Origin of the sequence: Acetomicrobium sp. UBA5826 (assembly GCF_002433005.1) — a bacterium.
Classification (GTDB): Bacteria; Synergistota; Synergistia; order Synergistales; family Acetomicrobiaceae; genus Acetomicrobium.
In genome coordinates, this window is the sequence record NZ_DJHF01000025.1 from 13,156 (window position 1) to 31,935 (window position 18,780).

The following is an 18,780-nucleotide window of genomic DNA, read 5'->3' on the forward strand; positions in this document are numbered from 1 at the left end:
GAGACCTTTGCCGTCACCAACGTATTATTGGGGTACAGGTAGAAGAAAAGAGTCAATTGCTAGGGTACGTGTTCGTCCCGGAGAGGGGCAAATTGTTATAAATGGGCGAAGCATCGAAGACTATTTTCCAAGGCAATTGTGGAGGCTTAACGCCTTGGAGCCCCTAAAGGTTTCCGGAATGGAAGGAAAAATAGATGTATTCATTAAAGCTCAAGGCGGGGGTTTAAGCGGTCAGGCCGGAGCGGTAAGGCTTGGAATAGCCAGAGCTTTGTTGTCCTTAGATCCCGAAATGAGGCCTGTATTGAAAAAAGCAGACCTCCTTGCCCGCGATCCTAGAATGGTAGAGAGAAAGAAGTTCGGGAGAAGAAAGGCAAGGGCACTTTATCAATACTCAAAGAGGTAAATTTAATTCGTTTTTCGCCAATTTATGGCTTAGCGGTTAACGGATAGATGCAGGAGATTAGTATTGCAGCGATAGTTATAAACCACACAGACGGAGATCGTGATTCTCCGTCTGTAATCTTTTGCAACCAAGTTATTGTTTTATATCGAGTTATCGATGTATTGGAATTCAATATTTTGAAAATTAAAACTCATATTTTTCCCCTTTACAAAAACCGGCAAATAGATTATCCTTTTTCTCCAGACTGAATAGTCGGGAGGTTGAGTTTTGAAGGACACCAGAGACTGCATCATAAGCGCAGCCCGTCATTTGTTCGCACAACAGGGATTTCACGGGACTAGCGTAGATTCTATTGCAAAGAAAGCTGGCGTTAGCAAAGGAGCTTTGTATTGGCACTTTAGCGATAAGTTTGAGCTATACCGCACTATTTTAGTATTGGAAATTGATAGAATGAAGGATATTTTTAAGTTGACCTTCGAGGACGCAACGGATGTCAAGGAATTTGTGCGGAGAAGAGGCATGCTCATTTTAATGGCCTTTGAAAAAGATCCCGAGACCATGCTTATCTGGATGGATCTTTTGATTCAGGCGAAACGGGGGAAAGAAGAATTCAAGAATATGGCAAAAGACCTTGCCTCATGTATAAAAAAATCAATGGACGAAGGAGTGCGCATCGATTTAGCTGGCAATAGGCAAGAGTCTGTATTTTTACTGTTGCGCTTGGTCGTATTCGGTCTATTATCATGCCAAGGTAGTGTTTTGGACACTGGCGAAGCTATAGATAGCTGGAAGCAAATAGTTGATTTGGTTATGAGGGGAGATGAGTAATTAAGGTGGCTAATTTCATGGAAAGACGTTTTTTATTGATAATAGGTTTTTGCTCTTTGATTTTCTTAGTGCTTGTTATGGATAAAAACGCTTGGGGGCAAGATGTTCAATCTGATGTCAAGTATAATTTGGACAACTTAATTTCAATAGCAGAAGAGCATAACCCCATACTAAAAGCAGCACAGGAGCAGCTCAATCAGGTTAGAGCTCAAGAGCTACAAACTGCCTCTCAATTGGCGCCCAGGCTTGATTCGAGCTTAACGTATGTGCACCAATACGGAGGAGGTATGACGGAATCGAAGTATAGAGATACCTACAAGGCCGCGTTAACCCTGACGCATACTCTCTACAGCGGTGACGGCCTTGAGGCTTCATTAAGGGCTGCCACGTTGAATCGTCGAGCTTTGGAGGCAGATGTCTTACGCACTAAACAAACAATCAGAAATGATGTGCAAAACGCCTATTACGATTTACAGAGAGCAAGGGCTCAGCTGCAAGTTGCTCAAGAAAACTATGATTTGACACTAGAACATTTAAAACAGGCACAATCGCTTTACAACCAAGGTGTTGTGGCCATTAATGAAGTCCTTAGAACCCAAGTCGATGTTTCGTCTGCCGAATTGAATTTGATTCAAGCTAAAAATGGCACACAAGTTGCCTTAAGTGCTCTGGAAAAGGCTGTTGGGATTCCGCTTTCCCACGAAATAGTTCCTGAAGTATCCCCCGAAGAGGAGTCTCCCTTCGCTTTGCCGCAGATCGATCCTTACAGCATTGCGCTTCAATATCGCCCTGAGCTGGTGTCCTTGGAAGACTCGAGAAAAGCAGCAGAGGAGCTGGCCAAAGCTGCCGCGGGCCAGGCAAGGCCAAATATATATCTGCAGGGAGAGGCATCTTATTACGAAGATGAGTTTTTCCCCAATGAGGATGACTGGAATGTATCGATCATCGCCTCTTTGAGATTGTACGATCGGGGAGAAGTAAAGAGCAAGATAGAGGAAAATAAGGCCATGGCCAGGGAATTGCTAGCCAGGATTGATGATCTCAGGAATCAAATTCGTCTAGAGGTATCCACAGCGTGGCAGAACTTGGAATCGGCGTTGCAAAGCGTTCGCGTAGCCGAGGATCAAGTCACTACAGCAGAAGAGGATTATCGAATGGCGTTGAGACGTTATGTTGAGCAAGTGGGCACTAACATAGACGTTTTAGATGCAAGAACGGCGTTGACGGATGCCAATACCAACTTTGTAAATGCAATATATGACGCCTATTCAGCCTACAGCGACCTTATCTACGCGATGGGCATAATGGATGAAGGTGTGTTTGACGATCTGAATGAAAACGAAGCAGTGAACGGGGAGGTAACTAAATGAAGACCAAAACAGTCGTTATAGCCGTAATCGCAGTAGCCTTGGCATCAATAATCGGTCTGAGGGTGTTGAACAATGACAAAACGACCGAGCAGCCTGGTGTGCCAACCCCCCAACAGAGTGCGATAAACGTTTCCGTAGTCAAGCCAAATTTAATGGAATTTGAGGATATCGTAACTTTTGTTGGAACGGTAGAGCCGCAAGAAAAGGCCATGATTGCATCTAAAGTGACCAATAACGTGACAGTTTTAGAAGTTTATGTTGATGTCGGATCGGAAATAAAAAAGGGTCAACCTTTGGCAAAACTAGATGATAGCCTGGTCAACCGACAAATTGAAGAGGCCAAGGCAGCAGTCGCTGCCGCAAGGGCTGCGATATCGCAGGCAAAAAGCCAATTGCAGACCACGGAGAAAGATTATGTGCGTTATAAAAATTTATATGAGGAGCAAGTTATAAGTCGCCAGCAGTTGGATCAAATAGAAGGACAGTATGAAGTGGAAAAGGCCAAACTCGAGCAGGCCCAAAGGCAGCTCGATCAGGCCCAGGCTCAGCTGAGGCAGCTTCAAATTATGAGGGAATATCACAGTATCGTCTCTCCCGTAGACGGAGTTATTGCCGAAAGGCATATAGATCCTGGCGATACCGTTAGCGTTGGGAGTACTTGTTTTACGGTTTCAAGGCAGGAAACGGTTAAGATAATTGGGACGGTAACGGAAAACGACTATCCAAGGATTAAATTAGGGCAAGTTGCCCATGTAAAAGTAGATGCATTCCCAAACATGACTTTTGAGGCCGGAGTGGTGCGAATTAGCCCGGTACTTGATTCGGTCACCAGGACCGGAGAAGTGGAAGTGTGGCTTTCATCTGAAGGGATGTTAAAGCCTGGGATGTTCGCCAGGACTGAGGTCGTAGTGGGCAAGCATGAAGGACTTTCCCTTCCCAGGGAGGCGGTAAAACAATTGCCGGGAACAGGCGAATGGTATTGCTTCGTTGTAACGCCCGATAAAAAGGCAAAGCAGGTTTTCGTTAGACGTGGCATAGAGAGCGGTAATTTGGTAGAAATTATCGAAGGACTTAAAGCGGAAGACAATGTAATATCGCCTGTTGTTCGCGCCATTGGCGACGGGGTATCTGTGGAGGTGGTAGGTCAATGAACCTTTGGGAAATAGCGGTAAAGAGACCTACTGCCACCTTAATGTTCTTCATCGCCGTGATCCTATTGGGAGTTGTCTCTTTTATCGGAATAAGGGTCGATCTTTTACCCCAATTCGAACAACCCGTAATTCTTGCCATTACCACTTGGGAGGGAGCTGCTGCCAGCGACGTCGAACAGGAAATCACGGAAGAAGTTGAGGACAGAATGGCCACTATTCAAGGCCTTGACGAGATTACCTCGACTTCAAGCGACGGAGCTTCTGCCGTTGTCCTCAGATTCGAGTGGGGAGAGGATTTGGATGCCAGGATGGGCGATGCCCGGGATCAGGTGAACATCATAAGAAGAAGGCTTCCCGATGATGCTGATGATCCAATACTTACAAAAACAACTTCCAGCGCACTTCCCGTTATGTTGGTCATATTTAAAGCCGGACCGACTTTCCCCGGGCTGTATCATTTCGTGGATAACGATGTCAGCAAGCTTATTCAACAGGTTCCGGGAGTAGGGGATGTTTCAATCTTCGGTGGGGATCAGCGCGAAATAAAGATCCTGTTGGATGCAGAGAAACTAAAGGCATATAATTTGTCTGCTCAACAGATTGCAAGCGTATTGCAACAAGAACATTTCAATCTACCTGCAGGCAGCTTTAAGGAAGGAATGCTGGAATATCAGGTAAGAGTGCCGGGTAGGTATAAACTGGTAAACGAGATAGGTTACGCCATTGTCGGCACTACCGACGGTAAACCCGTGTATCTCAAAGATGTAGCGACCGTGGAGGACGGATACAAGGACGCATCAACCTTTGGATGGGCTGACGCTGCCCGTTCCGTCGTTATGATGATCACGAAAAACACAGATGCCAATACCGTTCAAGTCAGTAATGGTGTAAAGGCCCGCCTGGAGGAGCTAAAGGGGTCTATATTCCCCTCCGACGTGGATTATGTCATCGGTTACGATCAATCGGAGTTTATATTGAACTCACTTAAACAATTGGCCACTACTCTGCTATATGGCGTTGTACTGGTTTTTCTGGTCACTTATGTCTTTTTACGCAGATTGCCGGGAACGCTTGCGGTATGCGGAGCCATTCCCTTTTCGTTGATCGCTACGTTTATCGCTATGAGAATCTTGGGATACACCGTTAATTTAATGACATTGTCGGCCCTCACAGTTGCTTGTGGCATGGTCGTCGACAACGCAATTGTTACGACAGATCAGGTTGTTTATCACATTGAGATGGGGGAGAAACGCCAGATAGCTTCCATGTTAGGTGCAGGCGAAGTGGGAAGTGCCTTGATAGCGTCCACACTGACGACTCTGGCTGTGCTGTTGCCATTGGTGTTTATCACAGGCTTAGTCGGCATATTTTTTTCCTCCCTGTCGGTGGTTATGAGTCTTGCTATAGTGTCATCCTTGGTTGTTTCGTTAAGCTTTATACCGATGGTTGGAAGTAAGACTTTTAAATCTCAAGAAGACAAGCTCTTCATTCATAGACATTCCAAGCGTATCTTGACTTTGCTTGAGCGCTATTACGCTTTGTTAATTGATTGGGCTTTGCGTAACAGAAAAAAGATCATAGGATTGGCGTTGATCTGTGCAGTTTTTACAGTTGTAGGTTTTACCCGTGTAGGGACAGAGTTGATACCTAGGTCAGATACGGGAAGCGTACGCGTTAATTTCAGGCTTCCTGAAGGTACGAGGGTGGAAGAGACGGAGAAAGTTGCAAAAGATGTCATGGCTTATGCTATGGATAATATCCCGGAGCTTGAAAACGTCTACATATACGGCGGCAGCGCCGGAGACGATATGAGTGCTTTAAGGGGAGAATCGTCAAATATCGGAACTATCGGCATCGAGCTCGTGTCTAAGGGGGAAAGAAAGCGCTCGGGCTTTCAAGTGGCAGCTCAAGTAAGGCAATATTTAAACGCAATGGCGGGTTTTGAAGCGGTAAGCGCAAACGTCAGTTCGCCTATCATGGCTGGCGGGAGCTCCAAACCGATAGTAATTGAGTTGTACGGAGACGATGTAAATGAATTGCTCAAAATTGGAGACGAAATAAGGAAAAGGGTCGAAGGGATTCCGGGAGCTGTCGACATAGAAATTACCCAAAAAGCAAGCAGGCCGGAAATTTGGGTCGACGTAGACAAAGAAAGAGCTTCACTGTTGGGTGTTCCGACAAGTAACGTTGCTCAAGCTCTAAGGGCCTATTACTATGGCGTTCAGTTGGATGAAGATTATTGGGAAGGAGAGGATAACTACGAGGTTTGGCTGCGTTTGCAACCTGATCAAAGGCATTCCTGGGATACCTTAAATAAGTTGCTTGTGCCATCGGTGACGGGGGATATGATCCGATTGACAAATTTGGCAACAATTAAAGAAGAATTAGGGCCTCCGGAACTTCACAGAAAGGACAGGCAACGTTACATCACTATAGAGCTTGATGCTGAAGGCCGTTCCGTTGGCAATGTTGCAACGGATATCGAAAAGGCACTTAAAGAAATAGAGTTGCCCGCCGGAATGAGGACGGAAATAACCGGCGATGTTGAAGATATGAAAGAAACGTTTTTGCAAATGGGTCTTTTGATCTTGTTTGGGGTTGTCTTGGTTTACATGATAATGGCAGGGCAATACGAAGCATTTTTGGACCCCTTCATCATAATGTTTAGCGTTCCCTTTGCCTTAACGGGCGTGGTAGGAGCGTTGTTGTTAACCGGGTTATATCTTTCGTTGCAGGGCCTGCTGGGCATAGTCATGTTGGTAGGAACAGTGGTTAACAATGCAATAGTTTTGGTGGATTACGTGAATTTGCTTCGTGCCAGGGGGTATGTTATGCACGATGCTTTGGTAGAGGGCGGGTCAAGGAGGCTGCGGCCAATTTTAATGACCACCCTTACTACGGTATTGGGCATGTTGCCTATGGCTTTAAGTCAGGGAGAAGGTGCCGAGATATGGAGGCCCTTGGCGGTATCGGTCATTGGCGGTTTGTCCTTTTCGACGTTGGTTACCCTGGTGTTGATTCCGGTAGTGTACAGTTTGGTCGAGGAAAAGATACGCCGACGACCAAGGTTTGTTGAGGCAAAGGGAGGAACGTCACGATGAAGTTCGTTTGGATATTTTGCAATCAAAGCATAGCTCCCGAAATAATCGAATTACTGGAGTCGATTGAAGTTGATGGCTATACAGTATGGAGACATGTGTTAGGCCATCATCGGGGATGTCGTACACATTGGGCCGATGCAGTTTGGCCTGGGGAGAATTGGGCCATACTCGTAGTGGAAAATGCCGGAAAGGCTTGGTATTTAATCGAGGAGCTTAAGAAGATGAAACAACGTCGAGCGATTCATCATGCCGGTTTGCGTGCCTTTGTGCAAGATGGAGAGCTTATGGTATAATTTCCCCCGAGGGCCGGTGTAGCTCAATCGGCAGAGCAGCTGACTTGTAATCAGCAGGTTGGCGGTTCAAGTCCGCCCGCCGGCTCCAAAAAATTGGCAAAAAGAGCAATCAGTGAGTTGATTGCTCTTTTTATTTTTTAATCCATACTCTGTTGTATTTTAGGTGATCGAGTAATAATATAAAAACGTGCCTGTCAAAGTGAAGCTATTTTTCTATAAATTTATGCTTACTAATAGGGAGGGTTTAATATGCTAAAACCACAAAAATTGGTGATGATACCCGGACCCACTCCAGTTGTGCGCTCTATTCAGGATCAAATGGGACGCGAGACGGTAGCTTTTGGAGACCCCGATTTTATTGAAGATTTTAAAAACGTGGTAAAGGATTTGCGCGAACTCTGGCAGTGCAGCGGGCAGACCTTTGTTATTGCTGGGTCAGGTACGTTGGCCATGGAAATGGCTGTAGCAAACGTCTCTAAACCCGGAGACAAAGCGCTTGTGTGTTCAAACGGCTTTTTTGGCGATAGATTTGCCGAAATATGCAAAAAGCGCGGCCTTAATGTCGATGTGATTAAGGCACGATGGGGAAGCTCTGTAACCTCTGAGGAAGTTAAAGAAAGACTGTCTAAAGAAAAATACGACGTAGTTACTGTCACCCATGTTGAGACATCGACAGGCGTTATGGCGCCGATAGGGGAGATAGGTAAGGTTGTTCAAGATCATGGAGCCATATTTGTGGTTGATGGCGTAGCTGCATCGGGCGGAGCCGAGGAGTACGTCGATTCTATGGGCATTGATGTATTGATAAGCTGTTCTCAGAAGGCCTTTGGAGTTGCTCCCGGTTTAGCTCTGTTGTGGGCTTCAAAAAAGGCGCTGGATAAACGAAAAAGCCTGGGAACAATAATTGATTCGTACATGGATTTTGAGAAATGGTTGCCGGTGATGGAAGACCCTTCCAAATATTGGGGTACCCCTCCCATTAATTTGATATGGGCCTTAAAACAATCTCTTGAAATAATAAAATCGGAGGGGATCAAGGAAAGATATGCTCGCCATGTTAGGCATGCTGTCCTTTTTGATGAGGCCATTTCTTCAATGGGATTTTCTATATTGGCCGACGAGGGCTATCGAGCTCCAACGTTGTCGGTTTACCTATATCCCGGCGAGTTTAATATAGATGACTCCAAATTCAGATCTCTTGTGGCAGAGGAAGGCGCTTATATTGCCGGTTGTCTTGGAAATTATGCAGGAAAGGGATTCAGGATGGGGCATATGGGCAACATCGATAAACACATATTGATTTCAGCAGTGGCGTCAATAGAGAGAGCTGCTATGCGCATCGGAATTAAACTGGAGCCGGGCAAGGCCCTGGGGATACTGCAAAGAGGTTTTGTTGAAGAAAGTATGTAAAATAAAGCAGAATAGATCTAGACGCCTTAACAATATTATGGTATCTTAATCATCGCAAAGCCGGGGTGGCGGAATTGGTAGACGCAGTGGACTCAAAATCCACCGGTGCTCGGTACTGTGCGGGTTCGAGTCCCGCCCCCGGCACCAAAGATGAAAAAGCCAGTTGTAATCGGCATTAGTTCGTTGCAATGGTTGGTTCTTGGAGGAAGTTTAAAAGGCGGTTAAAAGATGCGAATCCACCAGTAATGAAAAGCACTGTTTTTGCTCTCTCCCTTCACCATTGGCGATGGGAGAGAGTTTTTTATGTCCATTGTTCCGTTTCGCAGAAACGTATCTTTGGAAGATGCGATTGAAGAATTTATCTACTTCAAAATAGCCGAGGGAAGGGCAGATCAAAGATCAAAGATCAAAGATCAAAGATTACAGGCGCCACCTCCGTAAGCAAATGAAGAAACGGGTGGGGGCGCAAAAATACCCATCGAATGATTGGCATTCAAGCAAATAGGTAAGAATAGTGTTTTCTTTTGAGCGAGAGGGTATATTGTTGAAACCGTTGGCTTCACTCGCTTTTTTGTCGTGCAAAAGGCGAACGAAGGTTTGTCGCATCGAAATTGAAACCGGTTTTTCTTATGTGGTGGATAGGTTGCTTTAAAAAAGATATACTACATGTAAGCTGCGGTTAATGTTGAAAGAGAAAGGAAGGTAATTAATATGGCTACCGTCCTGATTACAGGAGGCGCAGGTTTTATAGGATCTCATATAGTTGATGCCTTTATAGAAGAAGGCCACAGGGTTGTCGTTATCGATAATTTGTCTCAGGGCAAATTAGAGAATCTCAATTCAAAGGCCGGGTTTTACAAGCTCGACATATGCGATTCTCGCGTGAGCGAAGTTTTCGACGAAGTTCACCCCGATTACGTTTGCCATCATGCGGCGCAAATTGACGTTAGAAAGTCAGTGACAAATCCCATGTACGATGCCGAAGTAAATATCAAAGGTCTTTTGAATATCTTATCCTGCGCAACCAGGACAGGTGTAAAGGGGGTAATATTTGCTTCATCTGGAGGCGTTGTTTACGGAGAGCCGACGCACCTTCCCGTTTCTGAAACCCACCCAAAGGGGCCTCTTTCTCCATATGGGGTGAGTAAGCTTTCGTCGGAGTATTATTTATATTATTATAATAAAGTGTTCGGATTGCCCTATATAGCACTTCGATATGCTAATGTCTATGGGCCAAGGCAAGATCCAATGGGAGAAGCAGGTGTGGTGGCTATATTTTCTAATAAAATGCTTAAAGGGGAAGTGCCAACAATATATGGAGATGGAACGCAGGTGAGAGATTATGTCTATGTTGGTGATGTTGCAATGGCGAATCTCTTGTCTTTACAGCGTTTGAAAGAAACGAGGGCTCCCTCATCGATAGATGACCACGCTTATAATATTGGAACATCCATAGGAACGTCGGTCAACGAACTGTACGACATCTTAAGCGATATAATTGGCTTTCAAAAAATGGCGAGGCACGATGCGCCGAGGAAGGGAGAATTGTATAAGACCTATTTAAGTATCGATAAAGCAAAGGAAGAATTAGGGTTTGTTCCCTCTGTTTCTTTGCGGGACGGCTTGGAGAGGACATTAGCTTATTTTGATAGATCAGATTTGCATTAGGATTCGGGAGTGAATCGAAATGACGATACAGGGCATAAAAAAGGACTTGGTAAAAAAGGCCGCAAAGGCAATGGTACCGCGTTTGCGAGAGGAATTCTTAAGCAAGGGAGGCCGTCAGGAGGATTTCGATGAAGCCCTCGCGATGAATAGGGTATGCTCATTTTTCGAGTCCCAGCCTCCCGTATTTTGGGATCAAATTGCAATTAGCGAAGATGCCTCTTTGGATGAGATTGCACAAGACATAGCCGATAGTTTAGAAGAAGCAATATATTTGGAAAAGATGTCTGCCGAGGATATCCTTCAGATGATGAAAGAAGAGGAAGGTATTTCGCGACGGTTGAAGAATATCAGATGATATCCCGGCTTCACGTACGATAATTGATTTGCCTTAAATTACTTCGAAACCAGGTCTGTAGATCAAGACCGAACAGGGTGCATGGCGTGCGATGGCTGTAGTTGTGCTCCCGACCAAGATGTGTTCCATAGTGCTGTGTCCTTTGTACCCCACGATTATAAGAGAAACTCCCATTTCACGGGCTTTGCTTATGATAACTTCCCCGGGTGATCCCTCCTCAATTAATATGGTGTGCTCATGAGAAGGGATATCTTTAATTTGTGCCTCGGCTTTCTGGACCCAGTAGGAGATTTTTTTGTGGGCTATTTGTTTGACTTCATCTCCTATCTGTGGCGGTATCCACGGCTCATAACCGCGCCATATGGAAGACAGGCGAGGCAGGACATGAAGATAGATTATTTCGTCATTGAGCCTGTGCGCAATGTTATGAGAGTACGTTATCAAAGATTCCGACATTTTACTCAGGTCTACTCCGACTAATATTTTTTTCGTCATCAGTATCACCACCTGTTTTATAGATTAGAACTTTCCTGTCGTAGTTATTGTATCACAAGCAAATCGCGATAGGATGGATATGGCTGAATCATATCGTCGATCCAAAGTTCTGCGGCATCGCTCAGTGAGCGTATTTCATTCATTAAAGAAATCCCTTCGTTGGTTATCAAAGATGAGCTTTCCTCGAGGCTGCAATTCGATATTTTATTTCGGAGATTTCTTAATTGCTCAAGTCTATAGTAAAGTTGTTCTTTAATATCACACAATGATTTAATCTTGCCTTTCCAGCTTTCGAAATTGCTGTCGAGTATGGAAGTTGCCCTTTCAAATGCCTTTCCTTCCAGCGCTACCTGCTTTGAGATTGAAGGAAGTACCGCATGTCGTATCATGTCTTCCATGACGGCCATTTCGACATCTAGCGTTTTGACATATTGTTCAAGTCTTGTTTCGTAATAAGCAACGATTTCCCTGTCGGTCATGATAGAAAGGCTAGAAAGCAGTGCTCTATTTTCGGGAATTAAATAGTAGGATAAAGCGTCGGGAGTTGTGGTGGCAATGGGAAGGCCGCGACGCACAGCTTCGTCGTGCCATGCCTTGTCGTAACAATTGCCTTCAAAACGCACTTTAACGCTTTCTTTGGCTATATCGCGCAACACGTCTAAGGTGGCATCCGTTATGTCGCTATTTCCGAGGCGACTTTCTATTCTGTTGGATACCTCCTCTATCCCCCAAGCCCATACGGCGAGAAGCATTGTCAGCGGACCTGCTAAAGATTGGGATGCCCCTGTAGCGCGAAACTCGAATTTGTTCCCCGTAAATGCGAGGGGAGCCGTTCGGTTCCGATCGGAATTCTCCTTTTTCAGCGTGGGGAGTTTTGCCAGACCTAGATCAATAATTCCACTCGTTGGTATCTCTTCCGGAAAACCTTCCTCCAGACGTTCCAAGACGTTTGTCAGTGTGCTTCCGAGATAGACGCTCATAATAGCAGGGGGTGCCTCGAATCCGCCTAGTCTGTGCATGTTGCCGGGCGAGGCTACGGAGGCCCTGAGCAAAGAGCTGTATTTGGAAATTCCAAGTATAAGAGCTCCCAGGAAAGCCAGAAACTGCACGTTTTTTCTTTGGTTGTTTGTCGGTTCCAATAGATTATACCCATCGCTATCCATCAAAGATATATTGGTATGTTTTCCGCTGCCGTTTATTCCTGCGAAGGGCTTTTCGTGTAAGAGCAATTTAAATCCATGATGAGGTGCTATTCGTTTCATGACGGTCATCATTATCTGATTTTGATCGGTAGCCAGATTAGCATCCGTGAATTGGGGAGCAAATTCGAATTGACAGGGTGCCACCTCATCGTGTCGGGTTTTTATGGCAATGCCAAGTTTGTGCAGTTCAGCCACGACATCTTCCATGTAAGTCAGCACTCGGGGATGAATTGCTCCAAAATAGTGGTCTTCCAGCTGTTGTCCTTTGGGCGGTGGGCATCCCAATAACGTGCGTCCGCAGAGTACTAAGTCTGGGCGTTTCCTGGCCAGGCTGTCTTCTACCAAAAAAAACTCCTGTTCGGCACCGACGGTTACTTTTACCCAATGAACTCCCCTATTACCGAATAATCTGAGCAAACGCATAGCTCTCTCTTCTATGGCGGCTATTGCTTTAAGGAGGGGCATTTTCATGTCCAGAGGCGTCCCGTCCCAAGAAAGGAAGATAGATGGTATGCAAAGCGTACCTCCTTTTTCGGTGAGCATGACGAAAGCTGGGCTGGTGGGATCCCAGGCGGTATAGCCCCTTGCCTCAAAGGTGCTTCTCATTCCGCCGGAGGGAAGAGATGATGCGTCAGGTTCGCTTTGTATAAGCTCGCTTCCCGTAAAAACCTCAAGTGGAGCACCTTTATCGTCTAACGAAAGAAATGCCATATGTTTTTCGGCCGTGAGTTCTGTCCTTGGATGAAACCAATGGGCATAATGCGTTGCTCCAAGCGACGTAGCCCACTCCTTCATGGCAGCTGCCACTACATCTGCAATTTTAATGTTGAGTTTATGTGGTCCTCCGTTAATGGCGCTGGTCAGTTGTTCGAAGACGCTCTTGGGCAAACGTTCGCGCATTACTTTTTCATTGAAAACATGACGTCCAAAATAAGAAGTTGGCCTTTCCATGTACTACACCTCCAAAGAGTATTAACATAAAAAAAACTTATATCACATACTACCCTGGTTAGACAAGAGCTTAGTTGAAATTATTGTGTTGATCTCTCTTCAAGGACAAGGGGCGGAAAAATATTATATCAATATATCATAGCTACAAATTAATTAAATTGACCTATGTGTTTTGTAAAGTATAATATAAAATAAACATGTAAGTTGGATAGAGTAGCATGTATATCAAAATATTCTTTTAAAAGGGGTGATGGGTTATGAAAAAAATAAGTGCGACTTTGACGATCGCCTTGGTGATTTCTTTGATGTTCATATTGGGCAATGCAGTAGCCGTCTTTGCTTTCCCGGCCAGGGGTGATTTCCAAAATACCGGCAATTTCCCAATAAAAGAACTTCCGAAAGGCATATTCTCATGGAAGCTGGAAACGGGATCAAAGATAACGGGTGCTCCTGTCGTGGATGGCGGAATGATATATGTGGGGAACCATAATGGAGAGGTGTATGCTATATCTCTTAATAGCGGAGAAGTAAAATGGAAATACCAGTGCGATGGTTCCATTCTTGGACCTGTTTCCACCGATGATAAAAAAGTATATGTGGGAACCTTCGCGGCAAATGTGTATGCTCTCGACAAAAAGTCCGGCACTTTCATTTGGAATGCTAAGGTAGATGGCCCTGTGATGTCGGGAACTTTTGCTTTTGGCGATACCGTTTACGTCGGATGCAACGAAGGCAGTTTCTACGCTCTTAATTCCAAAAATGGAGGATATAAATGGCAGTTTCAAGCTTACAGGGGCTTTCAAAATATTCCGGCAATAGCTGAAGGATTTGTGTTTGTGGGAAGCTTTGGAGGACGATTTCATGCGCTAGACCCAAAAAGTGGCAGCGAGCGTTGGGGAGGCAATACAGAGGGTTCAATGAAGGGATCTCCTCTATATGCTGACGGAAAGGTCTATTATATAACCGATAACGGTTATGTTCGTGCCGTAAAATTAAAGGGTGTCGTACCTCAATGGCATAAGTACGTTGGGGCACCCCTAGGCTCTTCTCCGGCGTACGTTAGAGGAACATTATACATAGGAGGTCAGGATGGAAAATTATACGCCGTGAACGCAGATAAGGGTGACGTTGTATGGAACTACGAAGTTGGTAGCCCGATAAACTCTTCGCCCGTATATGCTGGCGGCGTGCTTTTCTTTGGGAGCAACGATGGCTATTTTTACGCTATAGATTCCAATAGGGGAGATTTGCTGTGGAAGTATGAAGCGGACAGCGACATTGTGGCCGATCCGTCTTTGGGAGAGGGAGCAGTTGTTTTTGCGACGATGAGAGGTACCCTATACGTCATAAAGTGATGTTACGTTGCTGTACAAGTTTGATGTAACTTTTTTTCGTAAAATAGATTTCTGCGATAGACTAGGTGGATAGCTTAATGATTGGGATGTTCCGTCTGACGAGTTTTATCTTTGGATTGGCATACGGTTCTTTTTTGAATGTAGTAGCACAGAGGACTATTGAAGGGAGAAAGTGGTGGGGAAAGGAGCGTTCTGCCTGCGAAAGCTGTGGCAGAACGCTCAGCTTTATTGATTTAATTCCCCTATTGTCTTATGTATTTCTCAAAGGTAGATGCAGAGGATGTAATAAAAAGATCGGGATTAGTTATTTATTGGTCGAATTGATAATGGGATTTTCAATGCTTGTTTTAGCCTGGCTTTATGGGCCTACCTATGCTTTTATATTGTCTTTTGTGCTTTGGAGCTGCCTTTTCCTATCTTCTTTGACAGACATGTATTCGGGTTATGTTTACGACTGGCTGGTTTTGCCCTTTTTGGCAATCGGATTGTTCTTGAGGGTTTTCGTGGGTTGGCAAATTTTTTTGGACGGCATATTAGGTGCTTGCATATGTGGTTTTTTGATCCTACTTATCATGTACGTCAGCAAAGGTGGCATGGGTTCGGGCGATGCGATAGTTGCTGCTGCAATTGGCGGGGTAATGGGGGCATGGATGGGTTGTCTTGCTCTCTACATAAGTTTCATGTGTGGCGGTTTGACAGCCTTATCGTTATTGCTTGCCCATAAAGTCGGAAGAAAAGACCATCTCCCCATGGCCCCCTTTTTTGCTATCGGCTCCTTTTGTACCTTCCTTTTTGGAGTCAAAATATTGGCTTTTCTTGATATTTCACCGGGTTGGCCCTGGATTTTTTAGAATATGCTTCTTTAGGTAATTTACCATATCGATTAAAGGCGATATCGAAGGAATGTCGTTAACAATTCTAAAAGAATGGTCAACTCCTTCGAGGACGATGAAGTCTCGTTTTGTGGGCGTTAATTCAAACAGCCTCCTACATGCTTCCTTTGTAAAGGTTTCATCAAGGCTGCCGTAAAAGGCATAGACATTTTCCGCATTCGTATTTTTCGCTGCCTCCAGAAGCATTTCTTGACTGGGCAGAGAGTCCAAAATAGGCTCGTGAAACGACGGTCCGTTTTCCGGGCGTATCTCGTCTCCGCTTCCGGAGAGTATCAAACCTTCGATCTTGGGAAATGAGGTTATAGGGTTTTTAAGGCCAGAGCGTTCTAAAACTTTTTTATACATTCCGCCCGTCAAAATCAGAAAATGCAAACCTCCCAGAGAAAAACCCCATAGCCATAACTCAGGCCATCCTAGGTTATCATGTATGAACGAAATAGCACTCGCCACGTCAAATAAGTCCATAGCATAGGTTTTTCCCTTAAAGGCATCCATTATCCACCTGTCTCTATCGTTGCCATAGGCATCCCTGTCTCTGGTTTTTCTGCTGGTTTCGATGGTCAGGGCATTTATGGATTCCTGCGCAAGCAAGCGTGCCAGAACGCCGTATTTGTTTCCCTCTGCCAGATTGGCGCAGCCGTGCACTCCGTGCAAAAGCACGACCAGGGGAAATGACCTTGAAATAATGTACCCCTGGATCAAGACCCTTTTGTCTCCGAAAGATCCTAGCGCGCAATGAGATATGATCTTCATTTTTTCGGTCATAATTGAGATATCATCTCCTCAAGAAAGGCGCGTACTTCCTGTGCATCTTTCATCAACAAAACCTTTTGCGTGATCTCTTTAGCTCTTCCCAAGCTAATTTTTCGTGTCAGTCTTTTGATCTTGGGAATTGCCGGAGGCGACATCGAAAGTTCGTCGAACTCCAGCCCAATGAGTATTGGAAGGGCTAGGGGGTCGCCGGCCATTTCGCCGCACATCCCAAGCTCAATTTTGTTTATTTTTGCTGCCTTTGCAGTTATGTCGATAAGCTTGAGAACTGCTGGATGTAAATGATCGTACCATCGGGATATCTTCGCGTTTCCTCTGTCCACTGCCAATGTATATTGGGTTAAATCGTTAGTTCCAATCGAGAAGAAATCGACCTCCTTTGCAAGCTCATCCGCCATAAGAGCAGCGGAGGGTATTTCTATCATTATTCCTATTTTTGCCGATCCCTGTTCTACTCCCTCTTCCTTCAATTGTTGCGCAGCTTTTCGAAGCAGGTCTTTTGCCCTTTTTACCTCCCATAGAGAAGAGATCATAGGGAACATTATGTAAAGATTTCCGTAGGTTGCGCTTCTCAGTAAAGCCCGAAGTTGCGTCAAAAGCAAACCTTCCTCGGTGATGCCAATCCGAATGGCGCGATAGCCCAAAAAGGGATTGTCCTCCTTCGGTATGTTGAGATAGAAGATCTCCTTATCGCCGCCGGCATCCATCGTTCTGATTACTACAGGGTTGGGGTTCATTTCCGCCAATGCCTTGCTATAGGCTTCAAATTGCTCATCTTCGCTGGGAGGATTGTTTCTGTTCATGAAAAGAAATTCCGTTCGGAATAAGCCTATACCCTTTCCTCCAAAGGATAAAACGCTGTTCACCTCGTTTGGATGGGCTATGTTGCCCCACAACTTTAGCATGAAACCGTCTGAGGTGATTGCAGGAGCATCTTTCAGGCTCATGGCCTCCTCTTGCTCTTTTTTGAGTTCCTCTACCTTTCTATTGACCTGCGAAAGCGTTTCAGAAGAAGGGTTTATCGTTACTTCTCCTTTTGTGCCGTCGATTATGATAATGTTATTGTCGGAGATTGTACTTATATCTATTCCGGATACAGCAGGCAAATCTAATGACTTGGCTATTATGGCCATGTGAGATGTTGGGCCTCCGTGGAGGAGCACTAAGCCGACGACATTGTTTCCCGATATGGCGATTAATTCCGAGGGAGCCAGGTCGCTGGCGACGACTATAGTTGATTCCTCTCGTCCTATCGATTCAAGATCTATTGCTCCCAATAAGTTTCTGAATAGCCTGCTGCCCACATCTTCTACGTCTGCAGCCCTTTCTCTTAAATAGGGGTCAGGTATATCTTCAAACATCTTTTTTATCTTCATAGTGGCCGTGTAAACGGCGTCCTCTGCAGAATGGCCTTCTTTTATGGTGTTTTCAATTTCTTGAATGAACATGGGGTCTTCAAGCATCAACATGTGAGCCTCTATAATTCCCGCCTTCTCCTCTCCCAGCTTTTTTTTGGTTCTATCCTTCAGTTTTTCGAGGGATTCCCTCGTTTTTTTAATGGCTTCGCTTAGGCGGGATAGCTCCTTTTCGACGTCTTCGGTTTTAATGGCGATGTTTCTTTGCTCAAAGGGTATGGTCTTGTATGTAAAAGCGTATCCATAGGAAAGACCAGGAGATAGAGGAGTACCCTTCAATTTAATTTCTGACATGATTGACCCTCCTGTTATTTATGTGATATCTGTATTATGTTACAAGCGAAGGTAAAAATAAACAAATTTGTTGCACAGGAGATTAAAAATGTCGGTTCAACTGACGGTTGTGCTAAACCCCTCCGGTGATCTGGATCGTATAGATACTTGGATCGTGGTCGATATCTTACGGGCTACCACGACAATAGTGACATTTTTTGAGATGGGCGGCAAGGTCCTTTTGCCTGTAGAAGATGTAGAAGAGGCCTACAGCCTAAAGTCTAAACTTGGCGGAAAATGGCTTTTAATGGGAGAAAGAAAAAGCCTTCCTCCTCCCGGCTTCGATTGCGGCAATTCTCCGATTGAATTGCTTCGATATAACCTAAGAGATTTTCACGGGGCCATAATGACGACTACCAACGGAACTAAAGCATTATTACGCGCTGCGGCTTCTTCGGGTACCGTGTTTGCAGGCTGCTCTAGAAACGCCACCACTGTAGTTGAAGCTGCTATCGAAAGAGGCAACAAAATAGGCATACTTTGCGCCGGCAGGTTCAACCGAGCAATGATAGATGACACCGCCTGTGCTGGTATGATGGTGGAAATTGCAAAGGATAAAATCCAAAGTTTGAAGTTAAACGATGGAGCAAAGATAGCGATAGCCACTTGGGAATATTACGATAAAAATTTAATGCGTGCCATGACGGATGCAGAGCACGCATTAAGCTTGAAGGATTTGGGCCTATGGAGCGACGTTGAATACGCTTCCCGTATTGACGAAAGCCATACGATTCCACGGCTTACCCTGTGGAATAATTTGCCTGCTATAATGGTTTAATCCTTTTT

The 18,780-nt window shown here is 45.0% G+C and carries 17 protein-coding genes and 2 tRNA genes; 15 read left to right on the top strand and 4 right to left on the bottom strand.

Annotated features, from left to right (window positions below):
* Positions 1–7: 7 nt before the first annotated feature.
* The 12 genes from rpsI (at position 8) to B3N34_RS08820 (ending at position 10,579) form a co-directional block, all read left to right on the top strand.
* On the top strand, positions 8–403 hold the full coding sequence (gene rpsI, locus B3N34_RS08765) for a 30S ribosomal protein S9 (protein ID WP_009200248.1): 396 nt from the start codon (positions 8–10) through the stop codon (positions 401–403).
* Between the two features lie 267 nt (positions 404–670).
* Positions 671–1,231, top strand: coding sequence for a TetR/AcrR family transcriptional regulator (locus B3N34_RS08770; protein WP_286976983.1), 561 nt, complete (start codon positions 671–673; stop codon positions 1,229–1,231).
* 17 nt (positions 1,232–1,248) lie between these two features.
* The gene (locus tag B3N34_RS08775; protein WP_273002929.1) at positions 1,249–2,601 is read left to right on the top strand and encodes a TolC family protein; all 1,353 of its coding nucleotides are present in this window, start codon (positions 1,249–1,251) and stop codon (positions 2,599–2,601) included.
* Positions 2,598–3,752 carry an efflux RND transporter periplasmic adaptor subunit gene (locus B3N34_RS08780; protein ID WP_273002930.1) on the top strand — a complete coding sequence of 385 codons (1,155 nt, stop codon included), beginning with the start codon at positions 2,598–2,600 and terminating at the stop codon, positions 3,750–3,752. Before B3N34_RS08775 ends, B3N34_RS08780 begins: the two co-directional genes overlap by 4 nt.
* Complete coding sequence (locus B3N34_RS08785; protein ID WP_286976986.1) at positions 3,749–6,853, top strand: efflux RND transporter permease subunit; 3,105 nt, start codon at positions 3,749–3,751, stop codon at positions 6,851–6,853. The genes B3N34_RS08780 and B3N34_RS08785 overlap by 4 nt, the downstream gene beginning before the upstream one ends.
* Positions 6,850–7,146, top strand: coding sequence for a PG0541 family transporter-associated protein (locus B3N34_RS08790; protein ID WP_273002932.1), 297 nt, complete (start codon positions 6,850–6,852; stop codon positions 7,144–7,146). The genes B3N34_RS08785 and B3N34_RS08790 overlap by 4 nt, the downstream gene beginning before the upstream one ends.
* 12 nt (positions 7,147–7,158) lie before the next feature.
* A tRNA-Thr gene (locus tag B3N34_RS08795) sits at positions 7,159–7,234 on the top strand.
* Between the two features lie 161 nt (positions 7,235–7,395).
* Positions 7,396–8,556: a pyridoxal-phosphate-dependent aminotransferase family protein gene (locus B3N34_RS08800; RefSeq protein ID WP_273002933.1), complete on the top strand. Its 1,161-nt coding sequence runs from the start codon at positions 7,396–7,398 to the stop codon at positions 8,554–8,556.
* Positions 8,557–8,615: 59 nt separating this feature from the next.
* Positions 8,616–8,703 (top strand) — tRNA-Leu (locus tag B3N34_RS08805).
* A gap of 156 nt (positions 8,704–8,859) precedes the next feature.
* Positions 8,860–8,997, top strand: coding sequence for a hypothetical protein (locus B3N34_RS08810; RefSeq protein ID WP_286976990.1), 138 nt, complete (start codon positions 8,860–8,862; stop codon positions 8,995–8,997).
* Positions 8,998–9,267: 270 nt separating this feature from the next.
* Positions 9,268–10,224, top strand: a complete 957-nt coding sequence (locus B3N34_RS08815) for an NAD-dependent epimerase/dehydratase family protein (protein ID WP_286976993.1) — start codon at positions 9,268–9,270, stop codon at positions 10,222–10,224.
* A gap of 19 nt (positions 10,225–10,243) precedes the next feature.
* Positions 10,244–10,579 carry an XRE family transcriptional regulator gene (locus B3N34_RS08820; protein WP_286976995.1) on the top strand — a complete coding sequence of 112 codons (336 nt, stop codon included), beginning with the start codon at positions 10,244–10,246 and terminating at the stop codon, positions 10,577–10,579.
* A 33-nt stretch (positions 10,580–10,612) separates the two neighbouring features.
* Here B3N34_RS08820 and B3N34_RS08825 read toward each other — a convergent pair whose 3' ends face one another.
* On the bottom strand, positions 10,613–11,074 hold the full coding sequence (locus tag B3N34_RS08825; RefSeq protein ID WP_286976998.1) for a universal stress protein: 462 nt from the start codon (positions 11,072–11,074) through the stop codon (positions 10,613–10,615).
* A gap of 44 nt (positions 11,075–11,118) precedes the next feature.
* Positions 11,119–13,227 carry a glutamine synthetase III gene (locus B3N34_RS08830; RefSeq protein ID WP_286977001.1) on the bottom strand — a complete coding sequence of 703 codons (2,109 nt, stop codon included), beginning with the start codon at positions 13,225–13,227 and terminating at the stop codon, positions 11,119–11,121.
* A gap of 257 nt (positions 13,228–13,484) precedes the next feature.
* Here B3N34_RS08830 and B3N34_RS08835 point away from each other — a divergent pair, with 257 nt between their 5' ends.
* Complete coding sequence (locus B3N34_RS08835) at positions 13,485–14,582, top strand: PQQ-binding-like beta-propeller repeat protein (protein ID WP_286977004.1); 1,098 nt, start codon at positions 13,485–13,487, stop codon at positions 14,580–14,582.
* 77 nt (positions 14,583–14,659) lie between these two features.
* Positions 14,660–15,433: a prepilin peptidase gene (locus B3N34_RS08840; protein ID WP_286977005.1), complete on the top strand. Its 774-nt coding sequence runs from the start codon at positions 14,660–14,662 to the stop codon at positions 15,431–15,433.
* Here B3N34_RS08840 and B3N34_RS08845 read toward each other — a convergent pair.
* Entirely contained in the window at positions 15,407–16,240 is an 834-nt protein-coding gene (locus tag B3N34_RS08845) for an alpha/beta hydrolase (protein WP_286977007.1), read from the bottom strand. The genes B3N34_RS08840 and B3N34_RS08845 overlap by 27 nt on opposite strands.
* Complete coding sequence (ptsP, locus tag B3N34_RS08850) at positions 16,237–17,955, bottom strand: phosphoenolpyruvate--protein phosphotransferase (protein WP_286977009.1); 1,719 nt, start codon at positions 17,953–17,955, stop codon at positions 16,237–16,239. Before ptsP ends, B3N34_RS08845 begins: the two co-directional genes overlap by 4 nt.
* An 88-nt stretch (positions 17,956–18,043) precedes the next feature.
* Between ptsP and B3N34_RS08855 the strand changes: the two genes are divergently transcribed.
* Positions 18,044–18,772, top strand: a complete 729-nt coding sequence (locus B3N34_RS08855; RefSeq protein ID WP_286977012.1) for a 2-phosphosulfolactate phosphatase — start codon at positions 18,044–18,046, stop codon at positions 18,770–18,772.
* Positions 18,773–18,780: the final 8 nt, after the last annotated feature.